Annotated in this window: 11 protein-coding genes and 3 tRNA genes; 9 read left to right on the top strand and 5 right to left on the bottom strand. The window is 38.6% G+C overall.

The genetic code is table 11. The features are described from left to right. Positions 1-104: 104 nt before the first annotated feature. The 3 genes from sppA (at position 105) to HS960_RS12895 (ending at position 4,313) form a co-directional block, all read left to right on the top strand. Positions 105-1,871 (top strand): signal peptide peptidase SppA, encoded by a 1,767-nt coding sequence (gene sppA, locus HS960_RS12905; RefSeq protein WP_159729065.1) that lies wholly within the window; start codon positions 105-107, stop codon positions 1,869-1,871. Between the two features lie 216 nt (positions 1,872-2,087). After that, a complete protein-coding gene (locus tag HS960_RS12900; RefSeq protein ID WP_153846118.1) occupies positions 2,088-3,278 on the top strand; it encodes a phosphoglycerate kinase in 1,191 nt (396 codons plus the stop codon). Between the two features lie 180 nt (positions 3,279-3,458). Beyond that, a complete protein-coding gene (locus tag HS960_RS12895) occupies positions 3,459-4,313 on the top strand; it encodes an endonuclease/exonuclease/phosphatase family protein (RefSeq protein ID WP_159729063.1) in 855 nt (284 codons plus the stop codon). Here the strand turns inward: HS960_RS12895 and HS960_RS12890 are convergent. After that, on the bottom strand, positions 4,310-6,997 hold the full coding sequence (locus HS960_RS12890; RefSeq protein ID WP_228280323.1) for a TolB-like translocation protein: 2,688 nt from the start codon (positions 6,995-6,997) through the stop codon (positions 4,310-4,312). The genes HS960_RS12895 and HS960_RS12890 overlap by 4 nt on opposite strands. 806 nt (positions 6,998-7,803) lie before the next feature. On the opposite strand from HS960_RS12890, the gene mgtE reads away from it, so the two are divergent. From mgtE to HS960_RS12865, 5 genes are all read left to right on the top strand, one after another. Then, positions 7,804-9,180 carry a magnesium transporter gene (mgtE, locus tag HS960_RS12885; RefSeq protein ID WP_075991745.1) on the top strand — a complete coding sequence of 459 codons (1,377 nt, stop codon included), beginning with the start codon at positions 7,804-7,806 and terminating at the stop codon, positions 9,178-9,180. 246 nt (positions 9,181-9,426) lie between these two features. After that, a tRNA-Asn gene (locus HS960_RS12880) sits at positions 9,427-9,500 on the top strand. A 50-nt stretch (positions 9,501-9,550) separates the two neighbouring features. Continuing rightward, positions 9,551-9,624 (top strand) — tRNA-Asn (locus tag HS960_RS12875). 88 nt (positions 9,625-9,712) lie between these two features. Beyond that, positions 9,713-9,786: transfer RNA gene (locus HS960_RS12870), tRNA-Asn, on the top strand. Between the two features lie 57 nt (positions 9,787-9,843). Beyond that, on the top strand, positions 9,844-10,758 hold the full coding sequence (locus HS960_RS12865; RefSeq protein ID WP_153846122.1) for a PfkB family carbohydrate kinase: 915 nt from the start codon (positions 9,844-9,846) through the stop codon (positions 10,756-10,758). On the opposite strand, the gene HS960_RS12860 is transcribed toward HS960_RS12865, so the two are convergent. From HS960_RS12860 to murB, 3 genes are all read right to left on the bottom strand, one after another. Next, entirely contained in the window at positions 10,759-11,004 is a 246-nt protein-coding gene (locus HS960_RS12860; protein WP_120334911.1) for a cytochrome b5 domain-containing protein, read from the bottom strand. It lies immediately after the preceding gene. Between the two features lie 31 nt (positions 11,005-11,035). Then, complete coding sequence (locus HS960_RS12855) at positions 11,036-11,545, bottom strand: RNA polymerase sigma factor (protein WP_075991748.1); 510 nt, start codon at positions 11,543-11,545, stop codon at positions 11,036-11,038. Between the two features lie 262 nt (positions 11,546-11,807). Then, positions 11,808-12,824: a UDP-N-acetylmuramate dehydrogenase gene (gene murB, locus HS960_RS12850; protein ID WP_153846123.1), complete on the bottom strand. Its 1,017-nt coding sequence runs from the start codon at positions 12,822-12,824 to the stop codon at positions 11,808-11,810. Between the two features lie 104 nt (positions 12,825-12,928). On the opposite strand from murB, the gene HS960_RS12845 reads away from it, so the two are divergent. Then, positions 12,929-13,546, top strand: a complete 618-nt coding sequence (locus HS960_RS12845) for a TetR/AcrR family transcriptional regulator (RefSeq protein ID WP_153846124.1) — start codon at positions 12,929-12,931, stop codon at positions 13,544-13,546. Here the strand turns inward: HS960_RS12845 and HS960_RS12840 are convergent. After that, positions 13,539-14,519 (bottom strand): YpdA family putative bacillithiol disulfide reductase, encoded by a 981-nt coding sequence (locus HS960_RS12840; RefSeq protein WP_153846125.1) that lies wholly within the window; start codon positions 14,517-14,519, stop codon positions 13,539-13,541. The genes HS960_RS12845 and HS960_RS12840 overlap by 8 nt on opposite strands. Positions 14,520-14,525 lie beyond the last annotated feature (6 nt).

Below are 14,525 nucleotides of genomic sequence, written 5' to 3'. Positions count from 1 at the left end.
GTTGAAATAAAAGACTGGGTGAATAAAAAATATTGCGTTACCTTTAGTGAAAAATAAGTCTTTCCACTGGAAGATAGGTTATGGATCGGATTTAATTACAAAATATGAAATCATTTTTTAAGTACGTACTGGCAACAATTACGGGGATTGTGATCTCTTTTGTTGTGTTGTTTATTGTTTTGATGGGAATTATTGGGGCGATCATCAGCTCGGCGTCCTCTGATCAGGAGATTGTTGTTAAAAGCAACTCGGTTTTATACCTATCTTTTGATTATGATATTACAGAGAGAAGTGAAGCTAATCCTTTGGGTAGTCTCAATCTTCCAGGCTATTCTACCAAAAATATTGGGCTAGACGATATTTTGGCGAGGATCAAGTATGCAGCTACGGATGGGAATATTAAAGGGATCTATTTAGATGCTAGTCATATCGGTGTTGGTTTTGCGAGCTTAAAGGAAGTAAGGGACGAACTTTTGGCCTTTAAGAAAACCGGGAAATTTGTTGTTGCTTATAATGCCGGGTATGACCAAAAGGCCTATTATGTAGCGAGCACCGCTGATAAGGTGTATGTTAATCCACAAGGGACGATTGATTTTAGAGGTTTGGCAAGTTCTACGATGTTCTATAAGGACCTCTTGGATAAGGTTGGGGTAGAGATGCAGATTGTGAAGGTGGGTACATTTAAAAGTGCTGTTGAACCTTACTTTTTGAATAAAATGAGTGATCCCAATCGCTTACAGGTAACATCATATTTGGGAAGTATATACGGTACTTTTATCAATGAAATAGCGGCGAGCAGAAATATTGCTGCCGATTCATTACGGGCTATAGCGAATGACTATCGTGTTCGGGATGCGGACGATGCGGTAAAATATAAGCTTGCGGATGCCAAGCTGTATAAAGACGAACTTTTGTCAGATCTGAGAAAGCGTTTGAAAATTTCGGAAAAAGATGAAATATCGTTTGTTTCCCTACTGGATTATAATAAAAAGGTAAAAGACGATGCGAGTGGATCTGAAGTCGCGGTTCTTTATGCTGCTGGAGAAATTGTTGACGGTGAAGGAACTGGACCTGGCCAAATTGGCGGTGATAAATTCTCCCGCGAACTACGAAAATTAAGAGAAGATGATGCGGTTAAAGCTGTTGTTTTGCGTGTCAATTCACCCGGTGGATCTGCTTTAGCGTCAGATATTATTTGGCGGGAGGTTATCTTGACCAAGAAAGTTAAACCTGTCATCGTTTCTATGGGAGATTTAGCTGCATCAGGAGGGTATTATATCTCGGCGGCAGCCGATTCGATATTTGCTGAGCCAACCACGATTACGGGATCAATTGGCGTATTTGGCGTGATTCCTAATTTCCAGAATCTGATGAACAATAAGATTGGAGTACATTACGATGGTGTAAAAACGGGTAAGTTTGCCGATTTGATGACTTCTTTTGATCGACCGTTGACAGCCGAAGAAAGAGACATCATCCAGCGAGAAGTTAATAAAGTATATGGTACATTTACGAAAGTTGTTGCAGACGGCCGTAAATTATCCATTGCTGATGTTGATAGTATTGGACAAGGAAGAGTTTGGACTGGTGCACAAGGAGTGAATAATAAATTGGTTGATCGTCTGGGGAACTTGGATGCGGCTATTCAGGCTGCCGCTAAAAAGGCAAACTTGAGTAAATATAAAGTGTCCCAGTATCCAGAGAAAGAAGATCCTTTTACCTCAATATTGAATAATTCAAAAGAAAAAGTTCAAGTTTGGGTAGCAAAAGAACAAATGGGTGAATATTATCGTTATTTTGATGTCATGAGAAAAGCTACTGCACAGACGGGTGTGCAGGCGAGATTGCCTTATAGCGTTGAGATTCATTAGTAATCGCCTCGTAAAGAAAATTCAATCGTTGTATGACTCTAGGTTATTATGGTTTATAACGATGTAGGCAATTCTTACTTTGTGTCATGAGAAGATTTATGCAAGGTAAGAATTGCTGTTAATAAATAATTATTTCTAATGAAAGCAAATGCTTTTTTTTATATTTAGCTGTTCGTTTGACAAAACGACCTAATCCCAAATCAATAAAGTTACATAATGAAAACAGTAGACGATTTAAATTTTGCAGGTAAAAAAGCCTTGGTACGCGTGGATTTCAACGTGCCTTTGGATGAAAATTTCAATATTACGGATGATAATCGTATCCAGGGAGCGGCTCCAACAATAAAGAAGATTTTGAGTGATGGTGGAAGCGTGATATTGATGTCCCATTTAGGAAGACCAAAAGATGGTCCTACTGATAAGTATTCATTAAAACATATTGTTGCTCATCTTTCACAGGTTTTAGGTACTGATGTTCAGTTTGCCAATGATTGTATCGGCACAGAGGCCGTAGAAAAGGCTGCAGCGCTACAGGCTGGTCAGGTTTTATTGCTTGAAAACCTTCGTTTCTATAAAGAAGAAGAAAAAGGAGATGTTGGATTTGCAGAAAAGTTGTCCAAATTAGGTGATGTGTATGTAAACGATGCTTTCGGCACAGCGCACAGGGCTCATGCTTCGACAGCAATTGTTGCGCAATTTTTTCCAGGAGCTAAATATAGCGGTTACTTGATGGCAGCAGAAGTTGGAAATGCAGAAAAAGTATTAAACAATCCGGTTAGACCTTTTACTGCTATTATGGGGGGGGCAAAAGTTTCTGATAAAATTCAGTTGATTGAGGCCTTATTGGATAAAGTTGATAATCTTTTGATCGGTGGAGGTATGGCTTATACGTTCATCAAAGCTAGAGGGGGCGAAATTGGTAAGTCATTGGTTGAAATCGATAAACTTGATTTAGCGAATGAGTTGGTGAAAAAAGCGAAGGAAAAAGGTGTAAACCTGGTTATTCCTACGGATGCTCAGATTGCAGATGCATTTTCAAACGATGCTAATGTATATGATGGGCCAAATGATCAAATTCCGGCAGATTTGCAAGGTCTTGATATCGGTCAGGAGTCTGCAGCAAATTTCGCTGCGATCATCAAAAATTCTAAAACGGTTCTTTGGAATGGTCCGATGGGTGTTTTTGAATTTGATACTTTTGCGAAGGGTACCAAAGCTGTAGCTGATGCTGTTGTTGAAGCAACGAAGAATGGCGCATTCTCTTTAATAGGGGGTGGTGATTCTGCTGCTGCGGTAAGTAAATTTGGTATGACTGAAGATGTAAGTTACGTCAGTACAGGTGGTGGTGCACTTTTGGAATACATGGAAGGAAGAGTTCTTCCAGGTGTGAAGGCACTTGAAGATTAATATAAATCAAATTTTTAGAAAGGGACAACAATAGGTTGTCCCTTTTTTATTAAAAAAGATCTGTATTGTGTACTAAACTATTGATGTAATGTCAGATTAAATCAATTATCTGTTAAATGTTTGTGTAGTACTGGTGAGTTTTTATTGTATTTGCTAAATTTATCATGACATGGGTTATATATGCAGATATTGATGGATGCTAATAAGAGTAAAGAAAAAGGTAATTCTGGTTTTTTTTCGGTACTGACGTATAATGTAGCGGGGTTGCCCGGGATTATTTCTTCTGCGATTACAGGCAGAAGTAGAAGTATTGCTGAAATTGGAAAGAAGATCAATCCTTTTGATATTGTTAATGTACAGGAGGATTTCAATTATAATAGAAGTTTATATTGGGGCGGGAATTTACATCCATATCGCACAAGAACAAAAGGGCGCGTTCCCTTTGGTGATGGTCTCAATACCTTGTCTCATTTTCCAATGACCGATGTTGTTCGCGTGCCTTGGAAGAAACGTACGGGAGCAGATTTTCTAACACCGAAAGGCTTTACCCTAGTTCAGATAGAAATCGTTCCTGAAGTCTGGTTGGATGTTTATAACGTTCATGCGAATGCGCAAAATAGCAGGAAAGCTTCAAGTGCACGTCGGGATAATCTCAATCAGCTACGTGATTATATCGGAGAGCATTCGAGTGATAGGCCTCTTATTGTAATGGGCGATTTTAATGCACATTATAGTTTTTGTGATGATAACCTGCATGATTTTATGGATTCCACAACATTGGTTGATAGCTGGGTTGAGCTCGAAAATGGAGGCTTAGTGCCAGAGGTGCGACATGAGTTTAAGCCTCCACATATGTTGTCTATCGGCAATCAGAGCGAATCTATCGATAAGATTCTTTATCGGAGCAGCAGTCACGTAAGTCTTACTGCCCGGGATTATAATATAGAAAATAACCTATTCACCAATATTAAAGGGCTGCCCTTATCGGATCATTATGCTTTGGCACTGAATTTTAACTGGGCGATTCATCTTTAATAGGTGTAGTTTAAACTGAATGTTGGAACTATGCGTTGCGTTGTTGTGTTGTCATTGATATAGGTGCCTTTAACGACGAATTCAAAATCTGGAAGTGGGTATCTGAAAGCATTGAAATCAAGCGAGAGATAGGCTCCAAAACTTTTTGGTGAAATCTCCCTGTGTTTGTGAATGTTTTGATAATCGGCAAATATTCCTCCTTTTACACGTTTAATATAAGCTAAGGATCCTAATCCAAGGTCGGGATAAGCTATGGGGAAACGATAGTTGACCAATACCGTGTTTTTTATTTTTTCATATTTGTAGTAGCTAAATCCACTCACTAAAGGGATATCGTTGATATATTGATAAATTCCTGATCCTGTTTGAGCGCTCAGTCTGATTTGAAAGCCGTGATTGCTCATGAATCCAGGTAGATAAAATACTGTTCTTGCCGATAGAATTTCACCTTTTGCATTGTTTTCGAATGGAGTATGCCGATAGGTGATGCTAAAATTTTGCCCCCATCTTGGGTAGAGATCCATGTTGGCCATACGCGCATTGCGATTAAGGTAAAGCTGGTATGTTAATGGAAATGCAGTCTCGTAATTAAAGTTTTTGACATCTGTTCGGCTAAGATCATAGCGTCTTAGATAGGCTGTTGCCAGGTTGAATCCAGTGGAATAGACGTAGTCTCTTCTGTAAAAGGAGAGTGGGATAGAGATCTGTGAGGATATATAATGCTCGCGCCAGTCGAAACGGATGCTACTGTCTGGTTTATTAGGGATGCTTGCTGCTGCGATTTGCCCTCTGTTTTCATAACGTAGTGAGAATTTTGGGAGGTACTTGTTATAGGTCAGTTCTGCCGAGTATACTCCTTTTCGAATGTCGGTGTCATATTCATATCCCAGTGCAATTTGTGTGGTGTTTAAGATGTTGTTTGATAACCAGAAAACTCCGGGCTTAAAATTGTCGAAGCTTTCAAAATTGCTGCTACTTAGCGAAAGACTATGAAAATTGAAGGTTCTACCTAGTCCACGATAGGGAACAATTTGGTAGTGCTGACTAGTATCTACTGAGACTGAAGCGATATTTTTTACACTGTCTCTGGTCAATGCCGTGGCGTAATAATGGGAAAAATAATCCGTTTCTGGAGCGATATCAAATGCTGTATCTATAGGTGTTTGGGCAATCTTGTAGCCATTGTACTGGTAGTCGTTGAAGAATAATTGTCTTGTATCCTTGTCGTAAAAAGGGTTGAACGCGCCAAACTGTGCCTTTGTCAAAAGCTGTTTTTTGCCAGATAAGAGGTCGATGCTGTAAATGTTATCGATACCATTGAAGTTAGCTTTTGTGATAATTTTCATACCTGAAAGGTATTGCGGTCTTTCATATTGTTGGTTACCCCATGGTGTTAAGTTGGTGATTTTGTTATTATTCAGGTCAATTTCACACAATGCGGTTCCATATTGGGACAATCGTATACCTATTATTTTATCTCCTTGGGAGTTGAAAGCTGGGTGTTGGAGCTGTTCGGCATTGCCTATTTTAATCCGTTTGATGATACTGTTGTTTTTAAGGCTTATAAGCGTCAGATAGCTGTCGTTGGATAAATCTACCTCAACACAGGCGATGGTTTCGTCTAGTGGGCTAAAAATAGGTGAATAATATCTCGTCTGTTTACTGAGCTGGTTAATTTTCCCTGTTTTGAGATTCATGATATTGATGACGCTGTATGTTCTCTTGTTGAAACGCGGATCTTTATGAAGCTCATCCCATAAGATGTAATTGCTGTTTACGTCAAAGTGTGGCGTCAACTGTATGCCGGTTTTGACGAGCCTATTTTCTGTGTTTGTTGCCGCATCATAGGTGTAAATTGCATTGGTCTTTTGTGGATTCTGTCTAATAAAATAGATCAGACCATTCTTGTGTTTCGGCAATAAATTACTGTTGTAATAATTGTTGTTTTTTTTGTTTATTTCTGTGTACTTCTGGTATTGATAATCGCTTGTTTTTTTATTCCATATGGCATCTAAATTTGCTATTGTTTTGTTGTATAAATAGGCACTATTTCCACCTATTTTTTTCTTTAAAACGCGATTGATATTATAGGGGTATAGCGGTTTTTTGTTAAGCTCTGAAAAGAGGTCGGCTTCATAATTCGAGGGTAATTCTGATTTTAAAGTGGAGGTCATCAGATAGCCGATTGTATAGTAACTTGGGACAATATCTTTATAGGATCCCAGTAAATATTTATTAAAACTATAGTTGTGATTCGATTGAAAGTTTGCTTTGATTGGCATTTCAAAAGCGGGTAATCTTCCTCTTCCTCCCTCCGAATATATCGTTTCAGTTAGCGTCGCATCCCCTTCGAAATACCAAGAAGGGACGGTCAGTCCATAGTAGGCTAGGGCTAATTGTTCAAAAAATGGGGCGCGTAGTTTTCCTGTCAATTTGTCAAATTGACTTACGTGTCTTGACTCATGCAGGATCAAATTGGGGAGCCAGGTCTGATTGTCTGGCTCTGCTCCGGCGGTGCTGTACAGTTCAGATTTACGTGGAGACAGTTGTACAAAACCATTCGTTTGTAGATTCGTGTTATGGATAATGAATGGAATTTTCCGCGGTGTTATTTTGTAATTTCTGGAAGTTGTACGCAGCGATCGGTTAACCTGGTCAGCTAGGGTAGGAGCCTTGCTCTTCATTTCCTCGGGGAAAATAAGTTGAAAATTCTTCGTTTCAATCTTATACCATTTTTGGCTTAAAGGGGCCTGGCTGTCTTCAAAAAATTGAGCGGAACTTTTTTGTGAATATATTATTAATGACAATAATGATAATGTATTGATAATTATGTTTTTATGTCTCATTAATTTCTGTATATCGTGTGTTTGCTATTTTTTTTAGTTTTATTATTGTTACTTATGTGAACTTTAAGTTCTTTTTGAAATTGCTTTATCTTTGAATAATAGGTTTTTATGTTTTTTGTATATTACTTTTTTTTTTGTTATTTTTTCTTTTAAATAACCTGGTAATATTGGGCTGTTCTGAAAAAATGCGCTAAATTGAACAGGTTAAAGCATACGACGAATATACTTAAATAATTGGCGATTCTAAGACTGTGCCGGGAAAATTTGTTTGCTTTTTTTGTGGAAAAATCTGATGACTATGGGTTGTTGCTTTCGGGTGTCTCTTGGTGAGATGGGTGTCGTCTGATTTATTTTATTCAATAAAAAAATAGATCGGTAATTAGACGATAAATTTCATCGTCTAACTTTTGCCTAGAGCTGTTGAAGTTGTTGGTGAGAACGTTTTTCTCTTTAATTTTGATTGGTGACAAAATGTCTTGTTTTTAATTTAAGCATTGAACGATGCGTGGGGAATTTATCCCAATAACTGCGACACACAGCAGGTTTTTATTATTTATTTTTTTATGCAGAATTTACTTTAAAAAAGCGATTTTTGTAACATATAAATTTTGTGTAGATGTAGGATTTTTAAATTGATAGGAGATATGGAAGAACTGGAAATGCAGGTGAATCAAATAGAGCAATTGATAGCAAGTGGAGATCTTGTTGGGCTGGAAGAATTTTTGAATGAATTAAATATTTCAGAAGTAGAGGAGCTGATTGATGAGTTGCCCGAGCATGGTTCATTATTTATTGAATCATTAAATTTGAATCGCGCAGTTAACGTTTTTCGTATTCTGGATTTCCCTACTCAAAATAGGATTTTTAAGAAGCTTTCTAAAGCGAAAATTAGCGCACTAATTAACGAGTTACCCCCCGATGATCGGACTTCTTTTTTTTCAGAAATGAAGGACGATATTAAGCATTTAATTTTACTGTTACCACCCAAAGATCGTGTTGAAGCATTGGCTTTGTTGGGCTATCCAGAAGATAGCGTTGGGCGTCTAATGACGCCTGATTATATTACCGTAAAAGAGCATTGGAGTATTGAACGGATATTGGGACATATTAGACGTTATGGAAGAGATTCGGAGACGATAGATGTACTCTATGTGATTGATGGAAATGGGAAGTTGGTTGATGATATTCGGATTAAAGATGTGCTGATGGCGGAGCCAGATAGAGTCGTTGGAGAACTGATTGATCATCGTCTGATTTCGCTAAATGCTTACGATCCCCAGGAGGAAGCGATCAACATCTTCCGGATGAATAATCGAGTGGCCTTGCCTGTTGTCGACGAACAGGGGGTTATGTTGGGGATTGTGACTGTCGATGATATTCTTTGGGTAGCAAACGAGGAGTACACGGAAGATATGCAGCGTATCGGGGGAACGGAGGCTTTGGATGAGCCTTACCTGGATGTGTCGATTAAGAACTTGGTCAAGAAGAGAGCAGGTTGGCTTATTGTGCTTTTTCTGGGACAACTTTTGACCGCTACAGTTATTGAGCACTTCGAGGAGCAAATGGCAAGTGCGATTATGTTGTTTGCGCTGATGCCTGTTATTATATCCAGTGGTGGGAACAGCGGTTCGCAAGCGTCAACATTAATTATTCAGGCGATGGCCTTGGGGGAAGTTACCTTGGGTGACTGGTGGCGTGTGATGCGAAGAGAAATTCTGTCGGGTTTACTGCTGGGACTTATTTTAGGAGCGCTGGGTTTTATAAGGATTATGGCATGGCAGTCTTTTGCGCATAGCTATGGTGAGTATTGGGTGTTGGTTGCTTTGGTTATCTCTTTATCCTTGGTCGGTGTCGTTCTCTGGGGATCGTTGACGGGGTCTATGTTGCCTTTTGTGATGAAACGGCTTGGGGCCGACCCTGCGAGTTCTTCAGCGCCCTTTGTATCGACATTAGTCGATGTAACAGGTTTGCTGATTTATTTTAGTGTGGCGACGCTTATTTTGAAAGGTGTACTGCTTTAATCGTGCTGAATTTACAATATTGCCCACTGATCAGCTAATTGCTATTGAAGGTAAAAGAAGGATAATGTTGGTTTAAGTGCTGAAAAGGGGATTTTGTATAGCTGTTTGAAAAATAAAAATAAATTATTCTAATTGGAATTTAGGAAGTTGTAAAAAATGTGCTCAAAAAATTTGTAGTATTCTAATAATCTTCCGATACTTGCATCACGGAAACGCGATAGGGTCTCCGGAAAAATTGAAAAACACTCCTGAATAGCTCAGCAGGTTAGAGCATCTGACTGTTAATCAGAGGGTCGCTGGTTCGAGCCCAGCTTCAGGAGCAATTTAATAACTTACATAACCGGGGTTTTTAAAATATTCAATTTTTCATTCCTGAATAGCTCAGCCGGTTAGAGCATCTGACTGTTAATCAGAGGGTCGCTGGTTCGAGCCCAGCTTCAGGAGCAACAATGCAAATATTTTATTTGCAAATGATATTAAAATGTACTACTTTTGTACACTCTATGAGAAAGGAATTTCTCGAAAAATAAATTCCTGAATAGCTCAGCAGGTTAGAGCATCTGACTGTTAATCAGAGGGTCGCTGGTTCGAGCCCAGCTTCAGGAGCAATATTGAAACCGGCTTTACGCCGGTTTTTTTGTTTACCATGCTTATTAAAAAACTATGAGTTTAGTAATTATTGGTACGGTGGCTTTCGATACAATAGAAACACCGTTCGGTAAAACTGACAAAATTCTAGGTGGTGCCGGTACATTTGCTAGTCTGGCGGCATCATATCTATGTGATCAAATCAAATTGGTCAGTGTTGTTGGGGAGGATTTTGGAAATGACAATCTCGATCTTATCAGGAACCGTGGTATAGATGTTACGGGTGTTCAGGTGATTACTGGTGGGCAAACTTTTTCCTGGTCAGGCAGGTATCATAACGATATGAATAGCCGTGATACCCTGGCGACAGACTTAAATGTATTAGCTGATTTTGATCCAATTATTCCTGAAAGTTACCAGGATTGTGAGTATCTTCTCTTGGGTAATCTTACACCTCAAATACAATTAACAACGTTGGAGCGCTTGGTGCACAAACCTAAGCTGGTTGTTCTGGACACCATGAACTACTGGATGAATGTTGCGATGGATGACTTAAGAAAGGTTCTTCTAAAGGTTGATGTGTTAGCCATAAATGATGCAGAGGCGAGACAGCTGTCAGGAGAGTATTCTCTGGTTAAAGCTGCAAAAGTCATTTTAGCAATGGGGCCTAAATATTTAATTATCAAAAAAGGTGAACACGGTGCGCTTCTTTTTGGAGAGAATCAGATTTTTTCTGCACCAGCTCTACCATTAGCAGATGTGTTTGATCCAACTGGCGCGGGGGATTCCTTTGCAGGAGGTTTTATTGGCTATCTTGCCAAAGTAAAAAGTATAAACTTTACAAACATGAAAAATGCGTTGATTTTTGGTTCTGCGCTAGCTTCATTCTGTGTAGAGAAATTTGGAACAGATCGTTTGGTCGATCTTACCGAAGAGGACATACAAAAGCGCTTGAATGCTTTTGTTGCCCTATCTCAGTTTAATTTATAATCATTGATCTTTCAGTTTTCCAACGATCTGAAATTTTGAAAATACAGATTCTGAATGAGGGGCTTCTTGGAGCTCCTCAGTTAGATCTTGTCCGGCCCAATGTTCGTAATGCATGCCGTTTTTCCACAGTCTACTTTCTCCGACATCATAGATAAATCCGCGATAAGCAACCCAGATCTGTGGTTTGTCCTGACCATTACGTAAAGCCAGTTGGCTTTTGCTGTATTCCGATAATTCCTCTGCCATTCGTAATTGTAAAAAGGCGAAGATAGAAAAACTAGGCTACTTTATATGCCGATAGTGATCTTTTCATTAATTTTCTAGCGACATGTATTCTTGTTTTTACCGTTCCGATAGGGATATTTAAATGTTCAGATATCTCGTGGTATTTAAACCCTTCAAAGTACAGTGAAAATGGGATGTAATATTCTTCGGAAAGACTAGATAAAGCTTCATGGATGTCTTCCATGACAAATTTGCTTTCGCCCTGATTTGAGGAGGCGGATAATAGGAGGTTAGAGTTAGAAATATCCTCGTCTTTCGTAATGAAAGAATTGGTTTTCACAATACGTCTATAGTTATTAATAAACGTGTTTTTCATGATGGTGTAAAGCCATCCTTTCAAATTGGTTCCTTCTTTGAAATTTTTAAAATAGGTCACAGCTTTCAGGATAGTGTCCTGAACGAGATCGTTGGCATCTTCGTAATCACTGGTAAAATTTCTGGCGTAGAGTTTTAATGAGTCCGATTGCTCAATAACCATTGTGTCAAATTCATTCTTTGTCATAGCTTAATGAATTATAACTGTTCTTTTTACAAAACAGTACGTTTATAAAATGCGGTTCATTAAGTATGAGGCAAATAATGCGCCAAAAATGGCAAAATTAGATTTGTTAATATAATTTTAAGATTATTTTAAGCAGAGCAAACGTTTGCGCGAACTAACTTTAAGTAAATAAAATTAGCTCAGAGTGATGTTTTACTAAGGTGAAGCCTGTTTTTCTTTTACTTTCAGATTTTAAAAAAATATTTTTACTTTTTTTAAATCTTTACAGTAAATTAACTTCACGCTCCAGCTTAATGCCAAATTTGTTGGCTACATCACTTATGATTTGTTCCGATAGATTATAAATTTCCTGCCCTGTAGCGTTTTGTCTATTTATTAGTACAAGTGCCTGATTTTTCCATACACCTGCTTGTCCATATTCTTTTCCTTTCCAACCGCATTGTTCTATTAACCATCCAGCAGCCAATTTTGTTTCATTATTGGGCATTGGATAATGCGGTATTGTGGGGTATTCTTTCTGAAGAGGCTCAAAAGTCGATGCTGTAACTACGGGGTTCTTAAAGAAACTTCCGGCATTTCCCACTGTACTTGGGTCAGGGAGCTTTTCTACACGGATTTTGGAGACAATGGTTGCGATATCGGCAATACTTGGGTTCGTTATATTTTCTTTAGCGAGTTCGGCTTCTATTGCACCATAAGTTGTATTGATATGAGCTGTTCGGCTAAGCTTATAGGTTACCTGGGTAATGATAAACCGTCCTTTATGAGCTGTTTTAAAGATGCTGTCGCGGTAGGAGAAATTGCAATCTTCTTTTTTAAATGTGGCAAAGTTGCCGGTATGCGTATCGAAAGCCTGACATTCGTGAAAGACATACATTAACTCGGTACCATAGGCACCGATGTTTTGTACAGGTGAAGCCCCGACAGTACCGGGAATTAGGGCCATGTTTTCAATGCCAGCGTAATTGTGTTCGATGCAATACCAAACGAAGTCATTCCAGATTTCTCCAGCTTGTGCTGTGACATAAACATCATCGCCATCAATTTTCGACTGTATGCCCTTGCTGGTCATGCGAATAATGTAGCCCTCGAACGCTTTGGTGAAAAGGACATTGCTACCGGCACCAAGAACAAAAAAGTTCTCCTTAAAAATGTCATTTTTAAAAATTTCGGTCAATGTTTCATTGTCATTCACTTCGATTAGAAAATTTGTCTTTTCTTCAATTCCAAACGTATTGAAAGCTTTTAAAGATATATTCGATTGAATGTTTAACTTCATATTGACTTTAGTTTTCAGAAATTCAAAAAAATCAGCTATCTTTAGCATGATAATCGGTAAAGATAGTATAAACCGTTTATTTAACGATAAAAAATATAAGTTTAATGGGTAATGCAGATGTAAAAAGAATCAAAATTCTAGAAGCTGCGACGAGGCGCTTTGCACATTTTGGAATGGCTAAGACAACAATGTCGGAAATAGCCAAAGATCTCAATTTCTCAAAAGCATTGCTGTATTATTATTTTCCGGATAAGAATAGCTTATATTCTGCAGTTTTCGAATACGTTATTGATAAAATGATCGAGGATCTCGAGGATGTCATTGCTAAGGGGGGTGACTTTGAGGAGATCATGATGTATTCTATTGACATGCGGGTCAAGATTATCAATCAATATTATAATTTATTTGAATACACCATGAAGATGGTGAAAGAGCTTCCTGATGAGTTGGAGCAGGTGTTCAAAGAATCTTATCTACGTGAAGTAGAAATTATTGAAAAGATTCTCAATATTGGTATCGATGCCGGCGAGATACAGGTTGAAGATATCAATGAAACTGCGCGAATTCTTCTGTATTCACTATTCGGTATGCGTATGGGCATTTTAAAGGACATGAAAAACATGTTGTTCCCAACAAAAGAAGAATTCGATCATATTCTCAGTTTACAGAAGAAAATGATGAAAATCTTCTTAAATGGTTTACGTTTTCAAGTCGTTAAGTAAGTGTTGAGCGAATATGTCCGATAATCTGTTTGGCATGAATTCGTGAATTTTCAATAAACCAAAGGTGGGTATTTAAGCCACCGCAAACGACACCTGCCAAATAAATCCCGGCTATATTTGTTTCCATTGTTTCTTCATTATGGCTAGGAATGCAAGGTGCCTCTTGGGGAATATCAATTCCAATCTTTTTTAAAAAATCAAAATTTGGACGATAGCCGGTTAAAGCCAGTACAAAATCATTATCGAGTTCGACGATACCGTCTGGTGTTTGGATATGTGCAGTAGTCGGAGTAACTTCTGTTAAGTGGCTATTATAATACACATCGATTTCACCAGCAGCAATTCGATTTTCAATATCAGGTTTTACCCAATATTTTACGCGACGGCTGATTTCGCTACCACGGATTACCAAAGAAACTTGCGCTCCTTTTCGGTAGGTTTCAAGCGCTGCATCAATGGATGAATTACTGGCGCCGACAACGATCACCTTCTGGCTGCTATAATAATGTGGGTCATCGTAGTAATGCCTAACTTTGGGAAGTTCTTCGCCCGGGATATTGAGCAACATCGGTATGTCATAAAAACCTGTGGCGATGATGACTTTCTTGGTCAGGTACATACTTTTATTGCTACTGACCAGGAACTCCGTATCCTCTTTCTTAATTTCCAGTACTTCTTCAAAAAGATGGGTATCCAGAGCGAACTTTTGCTGTATACGTCGGTAATATTCCAAAGCCTCCATGCGTTTTGGCTTGGGGTTGGTTGTGACAAAGGGAATGTCACCTATTTCTAATCTTTCGGAGGAAGAGAAGAAGGTCATATTTTGGGGGTAATTATACAGTGAGTTGACTAAACAGCCTTTTTCAAGAATAAGATAGCTTAAATTTGCTTCTTTGGCTTCTAAGGCGCAAGCTAAGCCAATTGGCCCGCCGCCAACTATAATCAGGTCGTACCGTGTTATCGTATCGCTCATGGCATA

The sequence above is a fragment of the Sphingobacterium paramultivorum genome, assembly GCF_014109745.1.
In the GTDB taxonomy this organism is placed as follows: domain Bacteria; phylum Bacteroidota; class Bacteroidia; order Sphingobacteriales; family Sphingobacteriaceae; genus Sphingobacterium; species Sphingobacterium paramultivorum.
The sequence above is the reverse complement of the archived record's forward strand: the minus strand, read 5'-3'. Positions and strand labels throughout refer to the sequence as shown.